Source organism: Verrucomicrobiia bacterium (assembly GCA_035489575.1).
In the GTDB taxonomy this organism is placed as follows: domain Bacteria; phylum Patescibacteriota; class Saccharimonadia; order Saccharimonadales; family JAGQNK01; genus DATHJY01.
In genome coordinates this window covers 79,154-104,574 of sequence record DATHJY010000014.1, presented here as the reverse complement: position 1 = coordinate 104,574, position 25,421 = coordinate 79,154, and the positions used below count along the sequence as shown (strand labels likewise).

30 protein-coding genes and 1 tRNA gene are annotated in these 25,421 nt (G+C 52.6%); 17 read left to right on the top strand and 14 right to left on the bottom strand.

Annotation, left to right across the window (positions count from 1 at the left end):
* Positions 1-25: 25 nt before the first annotated feature.
* Genes VK694_08160 through VK694_08145 form a run of 4 tightly spaced genes read left to right on the top strand, consistent with a single transcriptional unit; the run spans position 26 to position 1,808 of the window.
* Entirely contained in the window at positions 26-622 is a 597-nt protein-coding gene (locus VK694_08160) for an L-threonylcarbamoyladenylate synthase (protein HTE58683.1), read from the top strand.
* Positions 623-658: 36 nt separating this feature from the next.
* Positions 659-991, top strand: a complete 333-nt coding sequence (locus VK694_08155; protein ID HTE58682.1) for a nucleoside triphosphate pyrophosphohydrolase family protein — start codon at positions 659-661, stop codon at positions 989-991.
* Positions 988-1,428, top strand: coding sequence for an NUDIX domain-containing protein (locus VK694_08150; GenBank protein HTE58681.1), 441 nt, complete (start codon positions 988-990; stop codon positions 1,426-1,428). Before VK694_08155 ends, VK694_08150 begins: the two co-directional genes overlap by 4 nt.
* A 17-nt stretch (positions 1,429-1,445) precedes the next feature.
* A complete protein-coding gene (locus VK694_08145) occupies positions 1,446-1,808 on the top strand; it encodes a response regulator (protein HTE58680.1) in 363 nt (120 codons plus the stop codon).
* On the opposite strand, the gene VK694_08140 is transcribed toward VK694_08145, so the two are convergent.
* Together VK694_08140 and VK694_08135 are read right to left on the bottom strand one after the other, a co-directional pair.
* On the bottom strand, positions 1,735-3,204 hold the full coding sequence (locus VK694_08140) for a HAMP domain-containing sensor histidine kinase (GenBank protein ID HTE58679.1): 1,470 nt from the start codon (positions 3,202-3,204) through the stop codon (positions 1,735-1,737). The genes VK694_08145 and VK694_08140 overlap by 74 nt on opposite strands.
* Before the next feature lie 75 nt (positions 3,205-3,279).
* Positions 3,280-4,575: a Mur ligase domain-containing protein gene (locus VK694_08135; protein HTE58678.1), complete on the bottom strand. Its 1,296-nt coding sequence runs from the start codon at positions 4,573-4,575 to the stop codon at positions 3,280-3,282.
* 285 nt (positions 4,576-4,860) lie between these two features.
* Between VK694_08135 and VK694_08130 the strand changes: the two genes are divergently transcribed.
* Positions 4,861-5,472 carry a hypothetical protein gene (locus VK694_08130; GenBank protein HTE58677.1) on the top strand — a complete coding sequence of 204 codons (612 nt, stop codon included), beginning with the start codon at positions 4,861-4,863 and terminating at the stop codon, positions 5,470-5,472.
* Between the two features lie 658 nt (positions 5,473-6,130).
* On the opposite strand, the gene VK694_08125 is transcribed toward VK694_08130, so the two are convergent.
* The gene (locus VK694_08125) at positions 6,131-6,769 is read right to left on the bottom strand and encodes a hypothetical protein (protein ID HTE58676.1); all 639 of its coding nucleotides are present in this window, start codon (positions 6,767-6,769) and stop codon (positions 6,131-6,133) included.
* 218 nt (positions 6,770-6,987) lie between these two features.
* On the opposite strand from VK694_08125, the gene VK694_08120 reads away from it, so the two are divergent.
* From VK694_08120 to VK694_08105, 4 genes are all read left to right on the top strand, one after another.
* Positions 6,988-7,383, top strand: coding sequence for a hypothetical protein (locus VK694_08120; GenBank protein ID HTE58675.1), 396 nt, complete (start codon positions 6,988-6,990; stop codon positions 7,381-7,383).
* 233 nt (positions 7,384-7,616) lie between these two features.
* Positions 7,617-7,823: a hypothetical protein gene (locus VK694_08115; protein HTE58674.1), complete on the top strand. Its 207-nt coding sequence runs from the start codon at positions 7,617-7,619 to the stop codon at positions 7,821-7,823.
* 98 nt (positions 7,824-7,921) lie between these two features.
* A complete protein-coding gene (locus tag VK694_08110; protein ID HTE58673.1) occupies positions 7,922-8,689 on the top strand; it encodes an ABC transporter ATP-binding protein in 768 nt (255 codons plus the stop codon).
* A 2-nt stretch (positions 8,690-8,691) separates the two neighbouring features.
* On the top strand, positions 8,692-9,807 hold the full coding sequence (locus VK694_08105; GenBank protein HTE58672.1) for an ABC transporter permease: 1,116 nt from the start codon (positions 8,692-8,694) through the stop codon (positions 9,805-9,807).
* A 126-nt stretch (positions 9,808-9,933) separates the two neighbouring features.
* Here VK694_08105 and crtI read toward each other — a convergent pair whose 3' ends face one another.
* Positions 9,934-11,400 (bottom strand): phytoene desaturase family protein, encoded by a 1,467-nt coding sequence (gene crtI / locus VK694_08100; GenBank protein ID HTE58671.1) that lies wholly within the window; start codon positions 11,398-11,400, stop codon positions 9,934-9,936.
* 71 nt (positions 11,401-11,471) lie between these two features.
* Between crtI and VK694_08095 the strand changes: the two genes are divergently transcribed.
* Positions 11,472-11,753 (top strand): hypothetical protein, encoded by a 282-nt coding sequence (locus tag VK694_08095; protein HTE58670.1) that lies wholly within the window; start codon positions 11,472-11,474, stop codon positions 11,751-11,753.
* A 9-nt stretch (positions 11,754-11,762) separates the two neighbouring features.
* Positions 11,763-12,716 (top strand): tRNA-dihydrouridine synthase, encoded by a 954-nt coding sequence (locus tag VK694_08090; GenBank protein ID HTE58669.1) that lies wholly within the window; start codon positions 11,763-11,765, stop codon positions 12,714-12,716.
* Between the two features lie 108 nt (positions 12,717-12,824).
* Here the strand turns inward: VK694_08090 and VK694_08085 are convergent, their stop codons facing one another.
* Positions 12,825-13,481 (bottom strand): hypothetical protein, encoded by a 657-nt coding sequence (locus VK694_08085; GenBank protein HTE58668.1) that lies wholly within the window; start codon positions 13,479-13,481, stop codon positions 12,825-12,827.
* Between the two features lie 127 nt (positions 13,482-13,608).
* Here VK694_08085 and VK694_08080 point away from each other — a divergent pair, with 127 nt between their 5' ends.
* The 3 genes from VK694_08080 (at position 13,609) to VK694_08070 (ending at position 17,172) form a co-directional block, all read left to right on the top strand.
* Positions 13,609-14,187: a MauE/DoxX family redox-associated membrane protein gene (locus tag VK694_08080; protein HTE58667.1), complete on the top strand. Its 579-nt coding sequence runs from the start codon at positions 13,609-13,611 to the stop codon at positions 14,185-14,187.
* A gap of 545 nt (positions 14,188-14,732) precedes the next feature.
* Complete coding sequence (locus VK694_08075) at positions 14,733-15,317, top strand: hypothetical protein (GenBank protein ID HTE58666.1); 585 nt, start codon at positions 14,733-14,735, stop codon at positions 15,315-15,317.
* 88 nt (positions 15,318-15,405) lie between these two features.
* Positions 15,406-17,172: a hypothetical protein gene (locus VK694_08070; GenBank protein ID HTE58665.1), complete on the top strand. Its 1,767-nt coding sequence runs from the start codon at positions 15,406-15,408 to the stop codon at positions 17,170-17,172.
* On the opposite strand, the gene VK694_08065 is transcribed toward VK694_08070, so the two are convergent.
* Positions 17,166-17,345: a hypothetical protein gene (locus tag VK694_08065; GenBank protein HTE58664.1), complete on the bottom strand. Its 180-nt coding sequence runs from the start codon at positions 17,343-17,345 to the stop codon at positions 17,166-17,168. The two genes, VK694_08070 and VK694_08065, sit on opposite strands and share 7 nt — an antisense overlap.
* A gap of 27 nt (positions 17,346-17,372) precedes the next feature.
* Positions 17,373-17,897: a PepSY domain-containing protein gene (locus tag VK694_08060; GenBank protein HTE58663.1), complete on the bottom strand. Its 525-nt coding sequence runs from the start codon at positions 17,895-17,897 to the stop codon at positions 17,373-17,375.
* Positions 17,898-18,117: 220 nt separating this feature from the next.
* Between VK694_08060 and VK694_08055 the strand changes: the two genes are divergently transcribed.
* Entirely contained in the window at positions 18,118-18,432 is a 315-nt protein-coding gene (locus VK694_08055; GenBank protein ID HTE58662.1) for a hypothetical protein, read from the top strand.
* A gap of 278 nt (positions 18,433-18,710) precedes the next feature.
* On the opposite strand, the gene VK694_08050 is transcribed toward VK694_08055, so the two are convergent.
* The 5 genes from VK694_08050 to VK694_08030 all read right to left on the bottom strand — a co-directional run bounded on the left by VK694_08050 (position 18,711) and on the right by VK694_08030 (position 22,862).
* Positions 18,711-19,031, bottom strand: a complete 321-nt coding sequence (locus VK694_08050) for a hypothetical protein (protein ID HTE58661.1) — start codon at positions 19,029-19,031, stop codon at positions 18,711-18,713.
* 335 nt (positions 19,032-19,366) lie between these two features.
* On the bottom strand, positions 19,367-19,690 hold the full coding sequence (locus VK694_08045) for a hypothetical protein (GenBank protein ID HTE58660.1): 324 nt from the start codon (positions 19,688-19,690) through the stop codon (positions 19,367-19,369).
* Between the two features lie 45 nt (positions 19,691-19,735).
* Complete coding sequence (locus tag VK694_08040; GenBank protein HTE58659.1) at positions 19,736-21,043, bottom strand: ATP-binding protein; 1,308 nt, start codon at positions 21,041-21,043, stop codon at positions 19,736-19,738.
* Positions 21,044-21,859: 816 nt separating this feature from the next.
* Complete coding sequence (locus VK694_08035; protein ID HTE58658.1) at positions 21,860-22,048, bottom strand: PLD nuclease N-terminal domain-containing protein; 189 nt, start codon at positions 22,046-22,048, stop codon at positions 21,860-21,862.
* 199 nt (positions 22,049-22,247) lie between these two features.
* A complete protein-coding gene (locus VK694_08030; protein ID HTE58657.1) occupies positions 22,248-22,862 on the bottom strand; it encodes a hypothetical protein in 615 nt (204 codons plus the stop codon).
* A gap of 25 nt (positions 22,863-22,887) precedes the next feature.
* On the opposite strand from VK694_08030, the gene VK694_08025 reads away from it, so the two are divergent.
* Complete coding sequence (locus tag VK694_08025; protein ID HTE58656.1) at positions 22,888-23,340, top strand: septum formation initiator family protein; 453 nt, start codon at positions 22,888-22,890, stop codon at positions 23,338-23,340.
* A 47-nt stretch (positions 23,341-23,387) separates the two neighbouring features.
* Here the strand turns inward: VK694_08025 and VK694_08020 are convergent, their stop codons facing one another.
* Positions 23,388-24,116, bottom strand: a complete 729-nt coding sequence (locus tag VK694_08020; protein HTE58655.1) for a hypothetical protein — start codon at positions 24,114-24,116, stop codon at positions 23,388-23,390.
* A gap of 278 nt (positions 24,117-24,394) precedes the next feature.
* On the bottom strand, positions 24,395-24,736 hold the full coding sequence (locus VK694_08015) for a hypothetical protein (protein HTE58654.1): 342 nt from the start codon (positions 24,734-24,736) through the stop codon (positions 24,395-24,397).
* A gap of 263 nt (positions 24,737-24,999) precedes the next feature.
* Between VK694_08015 and VK694_08010 the strand changes: the two genes are divergently transcribed.
* Positions 25,000-25,074, top strand: a tRNA-Met gene (locus tag VK694_08010).
* Positions 25,075-25,421: the final 347 nt, after the last annotated feature.

Genomic DNA, 25,421 nt, shown 5'->3' with positions numbered 1-25,421 from the left:
TTTCGTACTCAAAAGGAGACTTTAGGTGAGCTTTGTCTTTAAACGCCTCACCGATCCACAGCTTATTACGTGCCTGCAGCAGGGTGCTGTTGGTGTTGTGCCTTCAGATACCCTGTACGGGCTGATGTGTCGTGCAGACAATCCAGAGGCTATAAATAGGCTGTATCAGATCAAGTCGCGTGAACTTAAACCGGGCACGCTCATTGCTGCTAGCGTTGATCAGCTGGTAGACCTGGGTATTCCCAGGCGGTACCTGAAGCCAGTCGAGCATTTCTGGCCCGGCCCGGTGAGTGTAGTAGTGCCTACGACGCCAGCTTTAAAATACCTAGACCATGGTCTGATGAGCTTGCCTGTTCGTATTCCGGCAGACGAGGGGCTTCGTGCGTTGTTAGAAGAAACTGGCCCACTCCAGACTACCAGCGCTAATTTGCCTGACGAGCCACCAGCAACTAACTATGCCGAGGCGCTGGCATACTTTGGCGAGATGGTTGATTTTTATGTAGATGCTGGCGAACTGCCCGGTAAGCCCCCCTCTACCATTATTCGAGTAGTAGACGACGCGATAGAAGTAATACGCCAGGGTGCGGTCAAAATAGACGAAAACGGCCAAATCCAAAAATAAACGGCCAACCCCCGGCTGGCCTGTTAAAATGGGCTTATGACATTTGACGAATACCAAAAGCAAGCACTGACCACGGCCATCAACCACCCCGACCACCTTATGAACCAAACCATATTTGCCATGGGCATTAGTGGCGAGGCCGGCGAGGTGTTGGAAAAATGGAAAAAAATTGTCGCCTACAAAGAAGGCGTTATTAGCGACGAAGATCTGGCAGGACTGAAAAAAGAGCTGGGCGACGTGGTGTGGTATGTGGCGGTGATGGCTGACAGCCTAGGTTTGCCACTCGGTGAGATTATGCAATACAACGTCGAGAAGCTAGCCAGCCGCAAGGCTCGGGGAGTACAAAAGGGCGCAGGAGACGACCGATGAGCAGCAAGGGAACCACCAATATTCCTGGTGTTTGCGTCATCATAAAAAAAGGCGGCAAAATATTGGCGTCTTACCGAAGTAATACGGGCTTCAAGGACAATGAATACTGCGTGCCAGGCGGGCATGTTGATCCCGGTGAGACATTCAAGCAAGCAGCTGCCCGGGAGGCTATGGAAGAAGTTGGCCTGCACATACGCCCCGAAGACTTAGTGTACAAAATGACCGTGCACCGCAACGGTGCCAAAGATATTCGTATAGATATCTGGTTCGAGGCTTTGGCCTGGACAGGTGAGGAAAAGAATGGTGTACCTGATGAGCATGACCATATCAAATGGCTTGATCTGGACGAATTACCTGAAAATTTTGTGGACTACATGTTGTTTGGAATCACCAATATAGCCGAGGGTAACACCTACGGCGAATTTGGCTGGAATTAGTTTGTTATTATGAGTGTATGAGTAAAACAATTTTGTTAGTCGAAGACGATGAACTTATTCGCCAAAGTTTGGCACGAGTATTGACCACCAAAGGTCTAAAAGTTATCCAGGCTACCAATGGCAAAGAGGGTCTAGAATCCGCTGCAAACGCAGACCTGGTAGTTACTGATGTACGCATGCCCGAAATGGATGGCTTGCAAATGGTTGATGCCTTGCGCAAAGATCCCAAAACGAAAGAGTTGCCAATTATCATTCTGAGCAACGATGAAGAAGCCAGTACGCTTAACAAAGCGCTCGAGGCTGGTGTTACGGTGTATTTGTCGAAGTCGAATCAGGACGCTGACTCTTTGGCGGATCAGATTCTGGCTGCGGCTGGTTAGACTCATCGGCAGTTTTGGCACCGGGTATGTAGCTGTGAATGGTGGTGCCCTCGTTTTCCTTAGACTCTAGCACCAGTTTGCCGCCATGTTGTTCGATGATTTTTTTGGTAACCCATAAGCCCATGCCTGTACCATGGGCTTTTACTTTGGTAGCGTTGGCGGCTCGGTAGTAACCCTCGAGCACCTTGGACTGTTCACTGGCCGGAATACCTATGCCGTGGTCACGCACCGATAGGACATGGTTGCCGGCCTCTTTCTTATAAGACAGCTCTATAGTGCTGTCCTTGGGACTGTATTTGACAGCGTTGGACAAGATATTAGAAAAGGCACGCTTGAAGGCACCGGGGTCGCCCTCTGCCGGAATGTGCTCGGGCCAGTCGCCTAGGTATTTGAAGGTCACACCGGCTTCTTGGGCGCTGAGGGTCATGACTTTCTCGACATCGTTCAGTACGTCTTTTAGGTCTACCCGCTCGTGCAGTAGTTTGTTTGCCTTGTTGCGGTCAAAGATAGAAAAGTCCAGAATCTCGTTAACGGTGGCTACCGACGAGGCGGTGTTGTTGTAGACCGAGGTCAGTAGTTTGAGCTGGTCAGACTTGAGGTTGGGCGAAGCACCTGGCTTGATAAGTGACTGCACGGCCCATAGCACGCCGTTGAGCGGTGAGCGCAGCTCGTGGGAAGCGACCGATACAAACTGCGTCTTTAGGTCGGTTATCTCGCGTTCTTTTTCCTCTAGCTTGCGGTTACGATACAGGACGGTCAGGGGAATAGCCGCCAAAATGAGCGGAATAATAGAGTAAATGGCAATCTGAACAAAGTAGTCCTTGGCAGGCTCGTCTACCCCCAGAACGGCTACCGTCTTGCCGGTGGACTGGTCTATCACCGGAGCGAGGGCAGAGATCCAGGTGCCAAAGCTATCGCGCGAGGGACCTTCCAGAAAAGGGGCGTCGTCACTAAAAGATGCCTTTAGCCGCAGGGAAGCTTCGGGGTATATCTCTCCGGGTGGCGAATAGCTGTCACTGTCTTCCTGTTCTGAATCGGCATAAAAGAACACGTCGTTGCTCTCTTTTACGCCCAGCAGGTAGACAAATCGGGTACCAGGATTGGCCTCGCGCATGCGGGTCATGCGTTTTTTCAGATCCTGATATGTTTTGTTCTCTAGGTCTTTGTCGCTGCCGTCTAGCAGAGATATCTCGTCAGCAGAGATAGCGTCGGCTGCCACGCGGGCTTGGCTCATCATTTGGTCGCGGTTGAGCAGCATGGCATTCATGCCGGCCATGGCAGACCCGGCCACCCCTACGGCAATAACCAACAATATAACCGATGATGTATACCGTCGTCGCTTAGGTTGTGCCCCAGCAGGTGGCGCGGCAGCGCTACGATCCAGCTTAAGCTTCATACATCCATGATACCACTCTAAGAAGGCGAAGTTCAGACACCACAAGTGTTATTTAATGTAGACGTAATTATTCGGTTACTTCTTGAACTCTTTGCGAATCCATTCGTCCAGGCTGTCGCCACCACCACCGGCCATGGCTACTACCATGTCGCCCTGGTCTAGGTGATGCTGGATGGTGTGTTTGAGTGCGATGTCACGGGCAGCGGGCTCGGCAATGAGCGGGTCCGTCAGGTGCGATATAAGTTCTTCTGGCGGGATGATGCGCTGCGAGGTGTCTTCGCGGGCCAGGTAGCTGGGTATCCAGTACACTTTTTTGGCACCGTCAAAGCTATCGCCATACTCTTTTAGCATGTAGTGCTGGCGACGGTTGGTCAGGGGCTCGTAGACAACTACCAGGTCTTTGCCTTTTTCTGCGGCTATTTCTGTGGCGACACTCATGCCGCCCCGGACTTTTTCTGGCGTATGGGCATAGTCGCTGTACAGGTTTGGAATTATTTCTTCCATACGACGTTGCAGGCCGGGGAACTTATTCATATGGGCTATAAGAGTGTCGAGTGGTTCGTTCAAGGCTTTGTGGACCGCCCTGGCTGCAAGCCAGGCATCCAGCCGGGTGTAGTGTCCGGCCAATTTTATGTCGTGTATCTTTGGGTTGCCAGAGTCCTCCGTCTGCATGGTGCCGTTCTGCTGCAAGCCAAGGTAGTCTGCGTCTTCTTGCCAGATAATGGTGTGGTCGGTCTGGCCGATAAATTCCTGAAAGGCCTGCTGGTAGTCTTCGCGGGTGGGAAATATCTCATGGTGATCCCAGGTTACCCCGGTAATGACGCTGGTGTGCGGCTCGAATGCCAGGAAGTTACGATCAAACTCATCACACTCGTACACAAAGTATTTGCTATTCGGGTCAAACTCGCCCATGTCACCAAAGCTGATCTTTGCCCCCACGGAATAACTGACTGGTTGTTTGAGCTGCTTGAAGAGCCAGATAACCATAGCCGTGGTTGTAGACTTGCCATGAGTGCCGGCAATGGCAATGAGCTTGAGCTTGTTCTTGTCCAAGATTAGGTTGATCATTTCGTCGCGCTTGCTAATGGCGATGCCTTGCTGTTTGCAAAACTCAAGCTCTGGAGAGTTGGGGTTCTCCATAGCAACGGCAGATGAGTAAACGTACCAGTCTATGGGCAGCTTGGCGTGTACGGCCTCTATCTGCCTGCGCGTTTGACCGATGTGAATATCCGTTATGCCATGTGACTTGAGGTAGTCGATATACTGCGAGTCTTGTTTGTCAGATCCAGACACAACAAAGCCAGCTTGCTGGGCAATGTGGGCTAGAGGTCCAATGGCGGTTCCGCCGATGCCACTAAAGAAAATATGCATATGACAAGTGTGGCATCACTATGGCGCCCTGTCCAGCAATGACAAGTGTCGTTATAATGTCATCAATGAATAGAAGCCACCACAGAATACTTTTCAAACTCGAAAGCCATTCTAGTGAGCATGATTGGTCAGTTCTTGTGACAAGGCGTAGCCGTAGTTACGTTGACATGGTCTCTTTTTGGCTAGCAGGCAGGCTAAGCCTGCTGCTTAGCCAAAAAGCCACGATCTCGAAGCAAAACTGGCCAAGCATGCCGCTAGAATGGGTTGCAGTAGAAAGGGTATTCTGTGGTGGCTTCTAAGCGCCATCTTCATCACTGGCTTGTGCGGCTCCGTCCTTACGGTGTTGGGTACTTTGTGGCTGCCTTCTTGGTTTTGGGGGTGGTCGCGCTGTTTGCGCTTCGGCAGAATAACTTGGGCGCCGTGCGTCTGCGCGACCAGTTGCTAGAGGTAGACAAGCAAAATGGCGATGTCGAGGCCGCTCTGGGCAAGTTGCGCGAGTATATGTATTCGCACATGAATGCTCAGTTGTCTAACGACACGGGCATCTACCCGCCGATCCAGCTCAAGTACACCTACGAGCGCCTGTCTGCGGCCGAAAAGCAGCGGGTGCAGACTGCTAACCAAAAGATTTATAACGATGCCCAGAAGACGTGCGAGGCCTTGGTACCCAATGGGCTGTCTGGCAGTGGACGCATCCCGTGTATTCAGCAATACGTGGACACCAAGGGGCAAAAGGAGCAATCTGTGCCAGACGCCTTGTACAAGTTCGACTTTGTATCGCCAGCCTGGTCGCCTGACCTGGCAGGGTTTTTAGTAGTCCTGGCCTTTATGGCACTCATATTGCTAATAGCTCGTATAGCTGCCGCCCTCTGGCTCAGAGCCAGCCTCTCCGACTAACCGTTAGCCTCATTTTGTGCCCAGGCTCCCTATAGCCTACCCTGCTAGGGATTGCATACCACCCCCAGACAAGCTCCTCTATTCCCGTGCTTCCCCCTCCGCCCTCCGCCAGGCGGTTACGAAAAACAGGACTGGCCAGGCAGTGCGATGCCGTCCGGTTCCTGTGGAACTTGTTCTGCTTCTTGTTGATTAATTTCAACGGATAGCAGAACTTCACACAGTCCTCGGAACGCGGGCAGCCCCGCACTGCCTGGACCAATCCGTTTTTGCAAAGCCTGATCGGAGCAGCAGAGGGGAAAGCCGCCCACCACCAAATTGGGATTGCATACCTACTCACAGATCAGGCTTTGAAAAACTGATTGAACAAATAGCCCAGAATTAACCGCGATACGAGGACTAGCCCTTCATGGGCCGACCAAAGGGAGTCCCGAGATCGTGGCCTTTTCTGCAGCGCAGCAGGCTGAGCCTGCTGGCAGGCAGAAAAGAGACCATGTCAGTAGCCGGTATTCTGGGCTATTTGGGCAGTCACGCTTTTTCAACCGCCTGTCTGGGGGGTGGTATGCAATCCCTAGCAGAAGAACCTAACGGGGTTTACCTGGGTGATACTAAAATCACCTCCGATTGCCCGGAGGTGATTTTTGGCTTCTCGGCCTTATTACTAAGGCTTTTTGGTTGTGTTGGGTGTTGTGTTTGTGGTCGGAGTACTAGTGCTCGTGTCTTGAGTCTTAGCGTCACACTTCTGACCGTCTGGGTTTTGTTTTACGTATTCAGCTACGGCTTTGGCAACTTGTCCGTCATCTTTTAGGTTTTCCCAGAAGATGACTTGGTCACGGTTGATCAGCATTTGGTCTTGTGGACCATGTAGCTCACAGCCTAGCTTCACAAGTGATATGTCTTGTTGCTGGTTGCTGTTGGCATTCTGCTGGTTCGGCTGCACCTGTTGGTTAACGCGCAGGTAGTAGATATCGGTCATGCCGACGTAGCTACTATTTAGTGCGCGAATTTTACCAAAATATACTTGGCCACCGGTTAGAAAGACTGCCTGCAAGCGGTCTTTGTGAACATAACGACTCTCAGGACGTAGCTTGGAGAAAGCTATCAAGCCCGTAACTGCTATGATCAGTATGGTTACTGAAAACAACAGGACTGTTATGCCTATGCGTCCAACACTAAAGCTTTCTGAGCGTTTCTTTTTGCCACCGCCACCGTGGTGCGCGGTGGGAGCACTACCTGCTGGTGCAGCTGGGGTGCTGGCTGGTTGTGCTGCGCGGGGGGCGGCACGATTCATCCATTCCATATGAACAATTCCACCTTCTTTTTCTTTACATACATTGATTAGTTACAAGCGTTAGTGTAAAGCATAAGCAACGAGTTTGGCAACCGCCGCCAGCCGTCTGTTGTGGAAAGAGTGTAATCATCTAGGTGAGTTGACTGAACACTACTTTAACGGTATAATATGTTCGTTCCAAGTGCACCTCGCGTCATTACGACGCTCGTCTCTAATGGAGGTAAGTCATGATCGTTGCTGTTGTGGTCTTGGCAGTAGCCTTCCTGGCCTTGTGGTTCGTCAATGACCGGCAAACCCAAACCATCAAGCAACTCAAGTCCTCAGTGGACTGGTTCGGCCAGAACTATCTGACCCGTCAGGGTTCGCACTCGGAGTTCGGTGACTACCACTTGGTGTCGCTGGATGCCGGCCGGAACTGGTTCAGCGCCACGCTGGTGGGCCGTGGGACCGAGGATCGTCAGGTCATCATCGATGGTCCGGCCGATCCTGAGCTCCTCAGGCGTCTGCGCGGCGAGGACGCGCTCACAGCGCACATCAACCAGCATGGGCCAATCGACCCAAGCGACCCTGCGCAAGTTAGGCTGCTCAGAGAAGCTGGCTTCGAGGTCAGGCCGAAGCGATAGCTTTGCCCGTGGAATCCCCGGAGGGGTAGTGTCTCAGACACCAACCCCTCCGGGAACGGACCCTAGATAGACGCCGCGGCTCTTATGTAGCTGCAATTTTCGCCCCAAAGCGATCAAGTCTTACCTAGGGTTCTTTTCAATTCTGCCCGGTAGAAAGTTGTTGACAAGCAGATTCACCCCAGAGTATGTTAGGAGTACCATTACTAATTACAAGAGAGGGAGAGATTGTAGCAATGGCTTACAAGCACACAAACTCTAAAGGGGTGACCTACTACCTAAATTCAAAGAAGGTTACACTCCGCGGCGGCAAAGAACAGACCATCTACTACTTCAGCAAAGACGAACGCCCAGAGGCTGTCGAAAACATTCCAGAGGGCATGGTTGTGAACGAGAACCCACGCAATGGCTTCTTGACAGTCAAGCGCGCTGACAAAGTATAGAACGAGAAAAAGCAAAATTTTGACACCCCCGTATTTCGGGGGTGTTTTTATTATCAGAAAGTTGCGGGTGCAATGACGGAATTGTTACACTGACACCTATGACACGAAAAAATTCGAATATCCTTGAAGTAAAAGGCCTTACCAAAAAGTATGGCAAAAAGAAGGTGGTGGACAACATCAGCTTCGAGGTGCGAGAGGGCGAAATCTTTGGCATCTTGGGGCCAAACGGAGCTGGCAAGACCACAACGCTCGAGATGCTAGAGGCCCTCCGGCCTATAGATGGCGGTAGCGCTATGCTGGCCGGACTGGATGTTGCCAGCAGCGGCGACAAGATCAAGGCACTCATTGGAGTACAACCCCAGACGCCTTCTTTTGAGGAAAAGACTAAGCTGACCGAACTGATCGAGTTCTTTGCATCCTGCTACGGTGAAAAGGTTAACCCAAAGGCCTTCCTGAAAGATGTCCAGCTAGAAGATAAGGCCAATAGCTTCCCAGAGCAACTATCTGGTGGCCAACGCCAGCGCTTTAGCATTGCGGCAGCCCTTGTGCACGGACCAAGAGTGTTTTTCTTGGACGAACCCACCACCGGTCTAGACCCTCAGGCCCGTCGCAACCTATGGGACCTGGTGCGTCAGACGCGTGACCGTGGCGTGACGGTTGTGATGACCACCCACTACATGGACGAGGCCGAGCTACTCTGCGACCGCGTAGCAGTGATGGACAAGGGTCATATCATAGCTCTTGATACACCCAACAACCTCATCAAGGCTTTGCTAAAGAAAGGCTTCACAAAACACCAGCATGTGGAGCAGGCCAACCTAGAGGATGTATTTATTGACCTAACCGGAAAGGCCCTGAGGGACTAACTATGTCTAAGTTAAAAAAATCATTTTTGCCCGTTACAACCTTTGCCAAGATAGATATCAAGCGGCTGTTTCGCGACAAGCTGGCTATTTTCTTTGTGTTCATCTTTCCGCTCATCTTCCTGCTTATCTTTGGCACTATTTTCAAGGGTGGCGGCGATGTCAGCTTCCGGGTGGCCCTACTCAGCCAGTCAGAGACCGAATTTTCTAAAAAGTTCGTCGAAGAGGTCAAGAAAAACGAAGTTTTTAAGATAGACGAAAAGATCACCACCCTGGACCAAGCCAAAGAACGCATGAATCGTGGCCAGTTAGAGGCGACCATCATCTTGCCCCCAGACTTTGGCAAGGAAGGCAGTGCGGCCTATCCAACAGGAGAGGCGCAGATTTTGTATGACCAAAGCAACGAACAAGCCGGCCAAACACTAGGTTCGGTCATGGAGAGTGTTTTTGCTGATATTAACAAACAGTTTGTGACCAACCAGACGCCGTTCACGGTCAAGCTAGAATCTACGGCCACCAAGGGGCTGTCGCGTTTTGACTACACTTTCTCTGGGCTGTTGGGCTTCACGCTGTTGTCGCTGGGTATTTTTGGCCCCACCAATGTCTTTCCACGGCTGAAGCAAAAGGGTGTGCTGCGGCGCTACCATACCACTACCCTACAGGTCTGGCAGTACTTTACAGCCAACGTTATCTCGAACGCGGTTGTTGGCCTGATGGCCGTGGCCATCATGTTTGCTGCCGCCTTTTTGTTCTTTGACCTCAATATGAGGGGTGACTACCTGAACTTGTTGATTGTGGTGATCTTGGGCGTAACCATCATGTTCGGGATTGGTCTGTCCATTGGTGGCTGGGCCAAGAACGAGAACCAAGCAGCACCGTTGGCGCAGCTGACAACGCTGCCCATGATGTTCCTCAGCGGTGTGTTCTTCCCGACATTCCTGATGCCCGAGTTTTTGCAGAACATTACTAAGTTCATTCCACTGACCCCTGTGGTCGAGTCTGTGCGGCTGGTAATCACCGAGGGCAAGACAGTCCTAGAACTTGGTCCCCAGATGGCTATCATGCTGGTCTGGCTGGTGGTGATCTACCTGATCGCTTTCAAAGTCTTCCGTTGGGAGTAGCCCTAATGAGGAAACCGGGATAGGTTTCCTCATCGCGCGGCGAAAATGTGCTCCATTTTCTCCGGCTGCTCCTTCCTGAAAGCAGATAAAATGTAGCCGAAGTAAATTCGGACTACATTTTGTTGGTTAGATTAAGCGGGCGGCGACCAATTGGGCGCTGATGAGGCAGGTGGGCAGGCCTATACCGGGGTGGACATTGGCACCTACGTAGTACAGGTCTTGGACTTTCTTGCTCTTGTTGCTGGGGCGGAAGGGGCCGGTTTGGCGCAGGGTGTGGGCTAACCCCAGGCTGGTGCCGCCTAAGCTGTTGAACCGTGCCTCGAAATCTTTGACTGCGAACAGGCGCTTGAAGACGATGCTTTTGTGCAGGCCCGGCAGGTTCATCTGGTTTTGCATAGTGTGCAGGATCATGTCGGCGTACTCTTCTAACTCTACTTCTGCATAATCTAAGGCTGCTGCTACGGGCACTATGACAAACAAGTTTTCCATGCCTTTTGGAGCAACGGTAGGGTCGGTGCGGCTGGGTGCGCACACGTAAAACGACGGGTCGGTCGGCCACTGGGGGTCGTTATACAGCTGTCGGAAGTTGCTGTACCAGTGTTTGCTAAAGACCAAGCTATGGTGTTGCAGGTTGTCATAGCGGCGGTTGACCCCCAGGTACATCAACAGGGCAGATGGGGCCAGGGTGCGCGACGCCCAGTAGGCTTCGGAGTGGTCGCGGTTGTCGGGCTGCAGCAGGCTGTGTTCTGTGTGGTGCGGGTCGGCGTTGCTGATAACCACGTCGGCGTGCAGTTTTTTTCCGTCCACTATCACACCACTGGCTTTGCCGTCGGTCACGATTATTTTTTCGACCGGACTCTTGAGGTGGATGACAGTGCCATGTTTCTTGGCCAGTTTTTCCAGACTGCGAATGACCTGATATAGACCGCCCTCTGGGTAATATACCCCTTGCTTGTAATCTATGTGACTCATGAGGCTGTAGAGAGCAGGGGCGTTGTAGGGGCTGGCCCCTAGGAAAGCGAGCTGATACTGCATAAGCTGCTGCAGGCGGGGGTCTTTGAAGTACTTGTGCACGTAGCGATTCATGCTAGAGAACAATGACAACTTGCTGGCACGCAGGGCCAGCTGGGGGCTGAGGAAGTCCACTACCCGGTCGGTGTTTTTGTACAGGATATGGTCCATGGCAGTCTTGTAGATGTAGCTAGAGCGCGCCAGGTACTTGTCCAGCTGCTTGCCGGCTCCAGGCTGGATAGACTCAAATGTTTGGCGATCTTTGGCTGCGTCGCCCCACATATCTACCTGTAGGTCCTGATCCTTGAAGAACACGCGGTAGCTGGGGGATAGCTTGTGCAGTGTCAGGTGGTCGTGGACGTCTTCTCCAATAAGGGCAAAGAATTTCTGGAATACCTCTGGCATCAAATACCACGAGGGGCCGGTGTCAAAGGTAAAACCTTGGGCTGTAAATTTACCAGCTCGGCCCCCGACTTGTTCGTTTTTTTCGAGCACCGTCACACGCCAGCCCGCCTTTGCTAGCAGACAGGCGGTACCTAGCCCGCCTATTCCGGCGCCGATGATGATTGCGTGCTTGGTCACACCTCTATTGTACGTGATGCGGTAGGGATGATGAGTTGCTTTTAGCACCTATGCATGGTATAATATAGATCATGCCGATCCTAGGATCGCACCCTTGGTACACCGAGGACCGCTTATCTGGTATTGTTACCGATGAACCACCTCGAGTTGACACCGCTGCTGCGGCCCGCTTTATCGGGGCACATGCGGCGCTTCGTTCCTACGAAGTCCGCACTTCAGAGCAGGCTGCCGACCAAGGCTGGATCCCTGAGGCTACGGATGCTGAACGAGCGCTTGATTATATCCAGGCGTCCAGAGTAGCACTCGACGAGGCGGTAGTACAAAAGCCTACCCGTTGGGACAAACAAGCTTAGAATAGACATATGAATATTTGGGAAGAACTAACACCGCCATTTTTTGTATTGGCACCTATGGACGATGTCACAGACACCGTGTTTCGTCAGGTGGTAGCCGACTGCGCGGCACCTGATCTGTTTTTTACTGAGTTTGTGAATGTCGACGCTCTGCAGAGCCAGGGTAGGGAGGCAACGCTACGCCGCCTACGCTTTACCCAGAAAGAGCGACCCCTTATTGCCCAAGTGTGGGGACTCAACCCGGAGAATTTCAAGAGGTCAGCGGCCGATATCGCGGCTATGGGCTTTGACGGCCTAGACCTCAACTTTGGCTGCCCGGTCAAAGACGTCGTGCAAAACGGTGCCTGCAGCGCGCTTATAAATAATAGACAACTGGCAGGGGAGATCATCCAGGCTTGCAGGGAAGGGGCGCCTACCCTGCCCTTGTCGGTCAAAACCCGGCTGGGCTTTAACGAGGTGGACCTGACGTGGCATGAGTTCTTGCTGAGGCATAAACTTAACGCGTTAACTATTCATGGCCGAACTCGTAAAGAAATGTCTAAAGTCCCGGCTGACTGGGATATGATCGGCAAAGTTGCCGCACTCCGCCCTGCCCTTTCCCCCGCCACCAAAATTATTGGCAATGGCGACGTACTCAGCCGAGCCCAGGGTGAGCAGCTGGCAAAACAACATGGGGTAGATGGCATTATGGTTGGTCGTGGTATATTTCAGGATCCGTTTTTGTTTGCCAAAAACAGTCCGTGGGAGGAGTACAGTAAGGAACAAAAAATTCAGCTGTACCAAAACCATGTAGAACTGTTTGCCAAAACATGGGCTGACTCGGCTCATGCTCCGCGCGTGCATACGCTCAACAAGTTCTGCAAAGTGTATATCAATGGCTTTGACGGTGCCAAAGAGTTGCGCGAAAAGCTCATGGCCGCCCAGTCTACGGACGAATTACTGACACAACTAAAAAACACCTAGCAGGCCCTCGAGGGGCTCATTTTAGGTGTAATTGAGCGGGGGCTTCTCCGGATGGAGATGGGGAAGCCCCCGCTCGTGTTTTCCTCTCGCTAGTTGGTGACTAGCTTGCTAGTTCTTGACGAGCGGTAGCGACCAGGTGGCCAGGTGTTGTGCGCCGGCGGTGCTCAGGTGGAACTCATCCTTGAACCACTCCGGGTGGGTTGTGCTGTTGAACTCGGTCGGGTAGTCCCAGATCTCCGAGTTGGGTCGCCCGGCCAGAGCCGTCGTCCACAGGCTGTTGACCGTCTCGGCACAGTTCACTACTTCGGCACCTGTCATGTGTCTGACCTTGACGAAGTTGACGCGGACCGATGCCGGCACCGCGCTCAGGAAGTTGGCGATGTCAGCACCGTAGGTAGTCATCACTCCGTGCTGCGCGTTGCAGTCGTTGATCCCGAAGTTCACTACCAGTTCGGGGTTCTTGCTGAGGTCCATCAGCCCGAAGGTGCTGCTGACTCGGTCCGACCACTCCTGTCGCACGGTCTGGCCTGGCACGTCCACGCCCGGACTGAAGGTGAGTCCCCAGCCTTCGTGGGTGGAGTCCACGACCGTGATGCCTTGCTTCATCCACTCCTGGTGCACCGGCCCCATGGACCAGTCCCACACACTGTCAGAGAAGAAGATGGCAGCTTTGTCCTGGTGTGCCTGTCCGGCTGCTGCTGGCTCGCAGGCTGTGGCTGCAATGCCAAGCATAACTGCGATAAGCACTATCCCTACATGCTTCATTGGAATGCTACCCTCCAAGGTTCGCTTGCCCATGTGGCAAGAGGTGGAGTATTACAGTAACAGTTTGTTGCTTTACTGGCAATAATTCATTATGCTTATGTTTCTGTGTTAGTGTTAGAATACATACATGAAGGTCGACGAAAAAGAGATAGAACATATCTATTTAGACGAAGAAGAAGACCAATCGCCTCATCGTCCCGCGGCTCATGCTCACGCTGGTGGACATGCCGTGGAGTCCAAGGCAGAGTATCGCAAATTTTATAAGGTTATCTTTGCGATCTTTGCTGTTGCCACCATTCTATCCCTGATCCGGGGCTGGGACATTAATCGTGCCATGGCAGACTTTATGGCTGTGTTTTTCATCACCTTTGCAGCTTTCAAGTTCCAGAACTTAGAGGAGTTTGCGCATACTTACCGGACCTATGACCTGCTGGCGGCACGCATCCGGCCGTGGGGCTATATCTTTCCTTTTGTAGAGGCCTTTCTGGGTTTTTGGTACCTGCTGTCTTCGGGCCCGATGTGGCTGAATATTTTGACGATGTTTTTTACGGGTACAGCGGCATATGGGGTGTACAAGACGTTGCAGCAAAAACGCCAGTTTCACTGCGCTTGCTTGGGTACGTTTATCAAGCTGCCATTGTCAAGAGTGAGCTTGGTCGAAGACGCGACCATGTTTATCATGGCTGGCGTCATGCTGTTTTTGTAGAATTCACTACGACATACCAGATAAAGTAGTGCACTTTATGAATCATCACCCTTATGGTTTGTTAGATAATTCACAGTACAAGGTAACCACTAGGCCTATTCTAGATAGTGCTAAAGCTTAGAGTTATGAAGTTTTTGACACTTTAGGAGGGTACATGGGGCTCGGGACGAGCGTTGTGGTATACGCAACTGAGAACCTGTTCCAAATCTCCAATTTTGCGCCAAAACCGTCCATTCCGGCGCCAATCCGCCCTGATTCACCAACCGTACTACGGGTACGCTTGGCAAACCAGAACGAATTGTCGCTCGAAATGCATCGATTTTGGCATCAAAAGCGAGATCTGGAACAGGCTCTAACATATGGGTTCCGGTTCTTGCTGTGTCAAAAATCTCTACATCTGAAACTTTGGTCCGCGGTCAGCAGCAATGCTGACTTTTTTTGTATAGCGTCGTCGTTCAGTCTTATGACAGCTTTAGAGGTGGAGTTGTCATAAGGCTGGGTGATGAGCCTAGGGGATATTAACTACATAAAGGAGGGAAGGCAGTATGAAGAAAAAACTGCTACGACTTATGGCTGTGTCTGTGATGGCACTTAGTGTCAGCACGGGTGTTGCAGCGGCCAACTCGGGCTCCATTGATGGGACAGGACGTGACTCGATCAACAAAGTCACCTTTGCCGATCAGACAGAGAGCAAGCTACGCAACAATACTAACGCAGATGTAAAACACAACAACGAGCAGAACGCTAGCTCGGGTGAAGCGCGAGTACGCAACAACGAGACCGGCGGTACGGCCGTGAGCGGTGAGGTACACAACGACAGCCTGGTACTGGTAGATGGCGAAGTGAACAACAGCGTTTCGTCTGCTGCAGCGTTTGCTGCAAATGGCGTTAGTAGCCACACTGGCACGGTCAGTAATACTGGACAGGACTCTTACAACAACGTCTCGTTCAGGAGTACTGACACGACACGTGTGAGCAACAACACGGGCTTTAACGTCACTAACAACAGCACCCAGAACTCCAACTCTGGCAATGCTTCTGTGTCTAACAATACAAAAGGTGGCGACGCTACCAGCGGTGCGGTAACAAACCTGAACAGCACCGAGCTAAAAATAAAGGTTACAAACTAACCTCGTTCTTTCTTGGTAGGGCCGCCCGAATACGCATGGGCCCTGCCCTACCTCCACGTATTAACTTTATTCACCTAGGGAAGTAACAGTGTCCAGAAATAACCAGCTACGCAGAACGATCGTCGGCATTCATATAGTGGTGCTCACTTTGTTTTACCCGCTCGGTGCGTACGTATTTGCTGAGGGCACAGAGCCTCCAGCGTCACCCCAGACCGCAGCCAAGCCCGTCCAGGACCCACCTGTTGCTCCAGTGACGGTGCCGGCTGATACAACTGAAACTTTGGAAAGCCCAGAGCCCCTTGTGCCAGAGTCGCCGGTCGTTGTCAGCGATGCTATCGAGTTAGTAAATCCCGACAGCGATTCTGCTACTTATACGTTTGATACAATCCAGGCTGTCACGGTTACAAACACTATCACCTCGACAGCGCAGTCGGGTGATGCGGTGGTGGCGCACAACACAACTGCCGGCAACGCTCAGACTGGCGATGCCCTGGCCATGGCTACGGTGTTGAACCTACTGCAGTCTTCTACCAGCCTGACGGGCCAGGCAAGTGTTGCGACCTTTCACTCGGATATTGTTGGCGATGTGTTTGGTGACCTGCTAATAGACCCTAGTGTGCTTGCTACCGTACAAGGTGCTGGCGGAGTTGAACAAAGTAGCGCTGATTTCACCGTGCATACTGATATAAGCGGGCAGATCACTAACGACATCTCACTGGACGTTGGCAGTGGTGATGCGGCAGTTCTGGGCAACGGCACTGCCGGTAATGCTACCTCTGGTACAGCCACGGCCGTTGCCAATGTGGTGAATATCATGAATTCTGCCATTAGCAGTGGCAAGTCGTTCCTGGGGTTTATGAATATCTATGGCAACCTGAACGGTGATATTTTGCTGCCACCGGGTGCGTTGGATACGCTGCTGGCGAGTAACGCGCCGGCGAGCAGTCCAGGTGCCAAGAATGTGCAGACACAGACTAACGATACTCAGAACGTCACCAACAACGTGACCGCCACAGCTCGTAGCGGTGACGCGGCAGTAGACAGCAACACCACGGCCGGCAACGCAACGACGGGTACTGCCGAGACTAAAGTGACCATCCTGAACCTCACCAACAAGCAGGTGGTAGCTGCTAATTCCCTGCTTGTGTTTGTGAACGTAGCGGGCAAGTGGGTTGGGGCTATCATGGACGCGCCGCAGGGGAGCACCTCGGCAGTACTGGCCAGCAGCGTGTCACAGAATACCTGCCAGGCTTGTAATACCGACGACACAACCAACACCACGCAGAACATCACCAACAATATCAATGTGAATGCCCACAGTGGTGACGCTACGGTACAGGGAAATGACACCGCGGGTACTGCTCGTTCGGGTAGCGCCAAGGCTAGTGTCAGCGTGGCCAATATCATGAATAGTACTTTTAGCTTGGCCGACTGGTTCGGTGTCTTATTTGTGAATGTCTTTGGCACCTGGAATGGCAGCTTTGGAATAGACACTGCAGCTGGTGAGTTGCCAGATGTTCCAAGTGGTGGCAGTTCCACAGCGGGTACAGATACACCCCAAGTGCAAGTTTTTCGGTTTGTCTCTACCACTGACGGGTCGTATCAGCTCAACCGCGTAGCGGGCACGGGCGGTGGCACGCCGGACGAGCAGCCACCCCAGCCACAAGTACTGGCCACTAGCGACGAACAGACTCCCCCACTCGGAGAAGTCGAGCAATCTCAGGCTCGAGCACTCTCTTCTCTACTGCTGTTTCCTGCCTTGGGTTTACTGATAGGTTCACTGTTACTAGGTCTGGAGCGGCTGATAGCCAGCCGCCAACGTCGCCGTACAGCTAGGATGCCTGTTGGCTATTGACACTGCCCGGGGTGGGTGGCTTGTTCGGCGTAATCCAGGTTGCTACATGCCGGACTGGGATCCGTCTTGACGCCACGGGTCTCGAACCATACCCCTATACTTACTAGAAATACAAATGCAACCAGCCCGGCGATAGCTAGGAGGCGTTTTGTGGGTGACTTGAGGTTCTTCATGAGTGATAAGTATACGCTTTTAGTAGCTTACTGGTTAGTCTCTGGTGGGGGAAGTGGGTCTTGGTTCTCGGGTGGTGGCGTTTCGTCTGGCTGGTCTGTTGGTTCGGTGGGGGTGTCGCCCGGAGTGGGAGTTGGTTCGGTGGGGGTGGTGGGGCTGGTTGTGGACGTGTCAGTGTTCTCGCTGGAAGTTGCTGGGCCGCCCTCTTTGACGATAGCGCCATCGGTGGCGTTGACGTCTACCTTGGTGCCATCAGTAAAATGGATGCTGTAGGTAGTGACGCCATTTACGGGCGCAGAATCGATACGGGACACAGCCACGCCAGGTTTTTGGGCCTGAGCTATTTCGCGGGCACCGTCTACGTCTACTGGCTGATTCAAGTTGTCCGGCAGCGTGGGTTTTTTGGTCTCGGTGGTAGCGTTAGACAGTTTGCTGTCTCCGTCAGATATTTTGCCAAAGGTATAGGCGTACGTGCCAACAATACCCAAGAGCAAAAGGGCAGATAGAGCATACAGATGTTTGGTCCTATGTTGTGTGATCCGCCTAGTCTTCATGATCCCCACTCATGCTTATGCTTCTACCCTACACAAAAAAAGTTGTTTCGTAAAGGAGCCGGTCAGATGAATCCTTCAGTTCCCTAAACACATCCCTAATAAAGGGGGTGGACTTGGGGAACTGCAGGAGAGAGGGACAAAGTGGATAAAGGGGGCAAAAAGCCATCCAATACGTGTCCACTCGTCCCTCTCTTCTGATATATCAGCTGTCTGTAGGGGGATGGGTCGGCGGCGATTCATGGTAGCGCTCTATGGCGTGGTTACCCTCGGGGTGTTACGGCCACAGGTGAGGGGCGATCGTGGTACCACCGGCGAGGCCAACGCCGCCAACGCCAATGACTGTGTACCAGCCTGGGTCGTTGACACTGATGCAGAACGCGATGAGAAGCCCGAGGGCCGTCAAGACGAGCAGCACCAAGGCCGCGATACGCGCCTTTATGCACCTCGCTTCCCGCTCATTGTATGCGCCGTCGAGGTCGAAGAATCGCATTTGCTTCTCTCTTCTTATCCCTCTGGGATAGTTGTTTGTGGTTAGGAACGGGGGCACCACATAAGCGATACACACATTTCTAACCGCAAACAGAGATGGCAAAGCTACAGAAAGCTTGATCGGTAAAGTACTTCGGAAACGATGTCTCGACGAAGATGCGTATAATTATAAAATAAAATACTAATTGAGTCAATATTCTGAATAGGTGAAGGGCCAGAAGAGAAGAGACGAAGAGGGGGTAAAGGGGCCAGAGTGGCGTCCTATACGTGATTCTCTCGTCTCTTCTCTGTCTGGTGTAGCTTCTCTGCTGGGGGTCTACTGGGCTAGCAGTTGCAGTCTCCCTCCCAGAAGATGCGGTCGGCCACCTTGACCCAGATCACGCTTGCGACGAGGCCGCTAGCGGCGATGCCGAGTCCGATCAGGCCCTGCTGGGTGAGTGTCGCGAAGACGCCGCCTGCGGCGATCATGACGATGGCGAACATCACGGGCAGGACACGGTCTTCGAGCCACTCGCTCGTGTCGAAGTGACGGGTCTCGAGCCAGACGGTCATGACGAGGGCGACCACGCCGAGCACGATGATGGTCGCTGTGGCACCGGTCTGCCATGCCTGGATGGCCAGCAGGAAACTTGTGGGTGTGGACATATTTATGATCCCTCCGCCGGGATGGTAGTTGGCTTGGTTCGAACGAACCGAAGAGGATGTAGACGGTGGCCATAAAGAAAACCAGCACAGTCGCGACGTAGATACGACGTGAAGGCACTTTTTGATCCCTCATTAGAGGAAAACGGTTAACTTATGGCTAGGAATACAGACACCAACTGGGGACGTCCATGTTCCTGGCCATAAGTGCCGGGAAAGCGCTTTTTTGCAGAGAAGCTAAAAAGTTAAGGTACTCCGGAGTAAAAACTCCACGAAGTAGATAAGATTCTGCCATAAAAAGTAACAAAAGTCAATGACTGGTATTGCTCAAGTGGCTGCTATGCAGAGTGGTCTTTGAAGGTGGTAAAGCGAGCAGTAGCTTGCAGGGGTGGACGGGGATTATTGCCAGCCACGGTGCGTAGCTCGCTGGTTACAAAGCTAAGCGCTGGGCCTTCTTGAAGCCCCAAATCTCGATTGCTCGTAGAGTGTGCCAGACCGGCTTTGCCAAGCGCGTTCACGACGTCACAAAACTGGGTCGTTTGGTTTGTTCTGACGTCTACGAATGGGATACTCTCGCCTTCTCCAGGAACGGGGCTTACTACTGCTGGAATATCTGCTTCTGTAAGGGCGTCTACAATTTGTTGATAGCCTTCGGGTGTCATGGGTAGATTCCTTGGTTTAAGTAATAAATAATAAAATATTTAGTGCTATTTTGTCAATTTATTGGGGTGTTTTGGCAAGCTAACAGAAAAGACGGTTTTTTGTTCTACCGTTTCTAGGCTGATGCTGCCGCCGAATATGTCCTCTATAAATCGTTTAGTCAGGTATAGCCCCATGCCCATGCCGTCTTTTTTGGTGCTGTAGAAAGGCTCAAAGATATGCTCGCGGTGACGTGCCTGGATACCTCTGCCAGCGTCGGCTACTGTCAGCACTATGACACCCTTTGCGCTAGACAGTGTGATACGCACACTGCGTTCTTGTACCCCTGTCCGGCGCGTCACTGGATAGCTGTCGATGGCATTTTTTACGAGAATGGTCACCGCCTGCTGGAACAGGATTTTTTCACCACTATAGGGTATGGGTGAGCGTGGTGGATTCCACTCTAGGGTGACGCGGGCGACTCTAGCAACCATTTGCAGGCCGCTGACTACTTCGGTGATCTCTTGGGCAACGTCGAACTTTTCGCGGCTGCGACGGCCTTTCATCTGCTGGCGGGCGGTGTCTAGTGTTTGGTTGAGTTGGTTGACCTTTTGCTTGGCCCGGGCCACCGTACGGCCAGCGGCTTGGGACTGTATATTGTCCAGCTCAAAGGTCAAAGACGACAGCTTGTTGGCCATGTCGTGCATGAGGGCAGTACTGATTTCGCCAATCTCGGCCAATCGGTAGAGCTGGCGAATCCTTTCGGCCTCGGCTGCCTGTACGCGTTGGCTGGCTTGCACCAGGTAGTGGTGCACAATGCTGCAAGCAATCAGGAGGGCGTGGATCATAAATATAACAGCTACCACGGTGTCAAAATTGTGCGGCACGGGGGCAAAGACGTACACAGGGTGTATGCCGCCTTGTAACTCGCTCGCTCGGAACCAAAGGGCCGTAGCTGTGATGAGTTCTGTGGCTAGCAGCGCCAGCCAAAAACCATAGACGGCGCTGGCAAGTATGACCGCCAACGAGAATAGCAGCGCTGCACCGGCCCCTAGTCCCACCCGACACATCATGGCGGTGCCAAGTCCAAAGTAGGTCAAAATTAGCAGTATGCCGCCAAAGGTGTTTGGCTTTTTTCTACCTAATATATACAGGCCGCTACTGGTGACGAAAGCCGCAGTAACATAGGGCCAGGTAACGCAGGCAAAAGCGTTGTCGGTGATTGTACGCGCACCTAATAAGATGATGGACAGTAGTCCAAATGTGACCATTGTGCCCAAAGTATTGATCCGGACCAAATCCTGCTGCCAGCTGCTGGTAGTATGGCTTCTAAAGAACCTGAAAAATTGTCGGAGACGACGTTGCAATACTGTCATGTTGAAACCATAGGGTTCGATGTTTTTGGTGGGCCCGGCTGGATTTGAACCAGCGACCAATCGGTTATGCTTACCACTACAACTTTCGTTGCCTCTTTTGAGTTTGTAGTCCGGACTGTCTCTTCATCCACGTGGGATGCCTGCCGTTCAGTCTCTACACCTTTCCTAAAAGGGATACTTTTAGGACTTGGCTCGGGATTACCATGCCTTAAGGTTTAGGCTTCCCCGAGTTTGACAGGATATACTTACTGGTTGCCCAGTAAGCAGCCCCTTAACTTTCTGGCTTATCTACGGTATTATTGCGGTTATGAATAACAGGTCTATCTGCATAGTTTGCGATAGCGATCTGATTGGCAAGCAAACGCTTTTTTGTTCCTTGGTATGCAAAAATTCACACCATCAGTCTTACCCGGCGCAGAAACGAAGAGGGCTTGAACGCAAACTCTATCTCGTTAAATCGCTCGGCGGAAAGTGCTCGCAATGTGGATACTGCGCAAACCTAGCCGGTCTTGCTTTTCACCATAAAGGAGGCAAGGAATTTCAACTCGATGCACGTTCGCTTTCAAACAGAAAGCTCGATCCCATACTTGAAGAAATCGCTAAATGTGTACTCTTATGCCACAATTGTCATGCTGAAACGCATAACCCTACCCTAGACTTAGCCAAATTGTCAATTGAGCCGACTGCTCTAACCACTGAGCTACGGGCCCGCTTTGGCGACGTTGCGCCTTCTGCAACGTAACAGAGAAGAGTATACCATTCCAAACAGCATTTACTCCAGTGGTACCTAATAAAGTATGTTTTAGACGCTGTCTGTTATCGTCGGCCGGCTATAAAATAAAAGATAGACGCAAAGGGCGAGAGGAACAACATGGCGAGCGCCCATGCGATTTTTGCGGTCACTGGGCGATCACTGGTGACCATGTCAATAAACATCACTACCTCGAACACCAGGATACCGATAATGCCGATGACAATGCCAATTTCTGGAATTCCAAAACCCATAATGGTCTACTTTATCATGTATTTTTCTTCTTGATAAAAATCGAGTGTGGGCGGGAAAAGGTGCAGGCTGGTGCCTACAATGTTCTTTTCCCGCCCATGCTACTCACGGTTGATATGTCCGCTTAGGACACTTTGACGGATGTGATGAAGCCGGCTACGCCGAGCGGGTCATGTCAGCTGGAGCCGACGGACGGTGCGGTTACTTCTTGATGCCGACGCAGCGCTGGCCACTGAAGTTCTCCCAGTTGTTCTCGTAGAACTTGGTACACACCTGGGTACCGGCCGGGAAGCTGCGGTTGATGGCCTTGGTGAAGTAGGCACGCCCGGTGTACACGCAGCCAGCGCGGTACATGGTGCCGAGGCTGACGGCGGGCTTGCCGGGTTGGTAGTAGAAGAAGTAGGCGCTGGTGTTGCACATGCTGATCGGGCGGACGGGGGGACCGACGGTGAACTTGATGCGGCTGGACGACAGGTTGTTGACGCGGAGGCCGCTGCCGGTGGTGGCAGTGCACATGCTCCCCTGGGGGGCACTGGTGCAGGTCTGCGCGGCGGCGTGGGCGGGCTCGGGGTTGGCGGCGGTGTCGAAGGCGGTCAGGCCGACGGCCAAGACCATAGCAGCCAGGAACAGTCCTAGGCGCTTCATCGTGGTTGTCAAAGGACTTCCTCCTAAAAAGGCACCATTACGGTGCGCTGGCGGGGGTGTATCTGCCGGTGAGGCATAGCAAGTGTATAACAGCTTTAGTTCGTGTACAAAACCTTTTCCACAGTAAAAATAACAATGATTTAATAATTGCAATTTACAGAGGTGCTCCATGTGCGTTGTATAATGGGTTTTAGTAATGCTCGAAAAAATCAAAAACTACGCAAAACATCCTTATCTGCACGAGCTCCGAGACGTTCGGGTATTGGGGCTGTTAGTTTTTGGCATCATTGTATTGTTGGTAAGCTGGAGCGGTGTGCGGGTAATAGAAACCAACTACAAATTGCAGCAACAAATTGCCCGTATGGAAGAACAAACCAAGCTGTTAGAACTAGAAAACGCCAACAAAAAGCTCGAGAACAAATACTACGACACTAATGACTATGTAGAACTGCAGGCCCGCAAGCAGTTTGGCAAGGGTGCGCCGGGCGAGAAGCTGCTGTTAGTGCCCAAAAACGTTGCCCTGGCGCATACGGTGGATATCAAGCAAGACAAGGAAGAGCAGGCAGACCAGCCCCAGGCCGAAAAGCCCACGTATCAAAAGAACTTTGAAAGCTGGATGAACTTCTTCCTGCACCGCAGTCAAACCTAGGTACGATGACGTATTACTGACAGTAAATACAGTTGATGATATAACGACTATATCGAGAGAATTCTCTCTTGAAGAACCTGTCGCTTAGTGGAAGGATCCTTCCCGTGAGTACTGAATTGTCCCTCAGAGCTTGCACCTGCAAGCTGGCTCCCCGCTGGGGAGTCGTGTTCGCAATGATCAGTGCGGTCATCGTGGTCATCCTGGCGCTCAAGAACCAGTCCATCCCCATGATGGGCGAGCTGGTGATGAGCCCCGGCCAGGATGGTGCCGTGAACACCGTGCGGCTGCCCATTGCACTGCCACGCCTCATCGATCCGGTCGTGGTCATGGTGCCTGCCACGCTCCTGGCCGGCGTGCTCTACGAGGTTGACGACCTCACCAGCCGGTGGGTCGACGACGATCAGCTGGCCGTCCTCGGCGGAGTATTCATCGGAGTGGTCGGTGGCCTTCTGGTCGCCTACCCAGGCTTCTCGACGGCGATCGGCGGATCGGTCCTGGCCGGAGTGCTCGTGCTGGCTGGTAGCTATACCGAGAGAGCCACACTGCTGCAGGCTTACACCGCCTTGCCGATTGCGGCCACCACCCTGTGGCTGGTCTGCTCGCTGTTCACCGGGAGCGTTCCCGCGCTGATCTTCGCGGTTGTTGGACTGGGCGTTGCTAGTGGGACCTACTTTGGTCTGTGGCTGATCCTCAGCAGCGCGCACCGCCTGATCACTGGCCCGGTTCGCCGAGCCCTGACCTGCGACTGCTAGCTGTCGGCGTTCTGCTGACATCATCAAGACGGGAACACTATGTTCCAACCCGGCGTCGAGCCTTCTCCGCTGGGACACCCGGGACCTGACTGGTCGTAGATATTTCTACGAATGAGTACGGGTCCTTTTTTCTTTGTCTGCTTTCGCCGTCTTCGGCTCATCAGCATGAATACACATTCATGGAGCAGTGGGGGCGAGAGTGAAGGGAGGCTAGGGGTAGACGGTTGTCCCGGGGGACTTTGTTTCGTCTAGGGCCTCGACCCTCGCTCTCGCTAAGAAAAAGGAGACAGGATTGCCATGGGCTAGGAATCCCTGTCTTCTGCGTCACGCATCATCTGTTCCCAGCGGACCTCGCCTTGGCGGTTGGTTGTTCCGCCAGGCGGCTTTCGCGGCTCTTCGCTGATGGAGTTGCCAAGCTCGAAGGCAATCCACCAGACGATGCGCGCCACAAAGCCGGTTGCCAGAAAGCGTGCGATGCCAAGCACGACGAGGTCGGTATTTCCGTCGGGCTCGGCGTTGAGGCCATCCAGGATGTTGGCGATGCCCATATAGAAGCACAGGTAGCCAGCGACGTAGACGGTCAGGGCGCACCCGACCAGGAACAAGATGATTCCGGCGATGATTCGCACGGTCACCCCTTTCATTGAGAACGGTTGCGGTTGCACCGCAAGTATCACGGACTGTGACCAGGGCACTACACAATTGGTCAATATGTTGGTATGACGGAGGTTTGACATACTCACCTCTGTTTGGTATTATTACCCGAGCAAAAGTTTCCTTGGCGGCCTGCCAAATTTGCGAGAGGATTCGCAAATTTGAAGAGGAGACGGCTTTCCGGGGTTGGCACATTTGCCGGGCAAACTTGTTTTGCCGGCGAATTGACAACGACGGAATCACACGTTGACGACGCGGGGTAGAGCAGTGGCAGCTCGTGTGGCTCATAACCACAAGGTCGGAGGTTCGAGTCCTCCCCCCGCTACCAAAACAAGAGCCCATCCATCGGATGGGTTTTTGTTTTGGCGTTGGAGAACTCGAATCTCCGACGCTAAAGGTCGGAGGTGAGACATGCCTGTGGCATGTCGCAAGGGAACTTTCCGAGGGCAACTGGTTGCCCATCGTGAAATTCCGGGGTCGCGGAATGTGACCGAGTCCTCCCCCCGCTACCAAGAAAAAAGTCCCAGCAAAGCTGGGGCTTTTTTCTTGGTCCTGAGGCAGACCCGGCTCTCCGACTCGGATTTGCTTTAGCAAATACGAAAGTCGGAGGTTCGGTCATCCAGCGCCACGCACAGGAACTTGTTCCGAGCATGCCTGCAGATGTGCTTTGCCCTC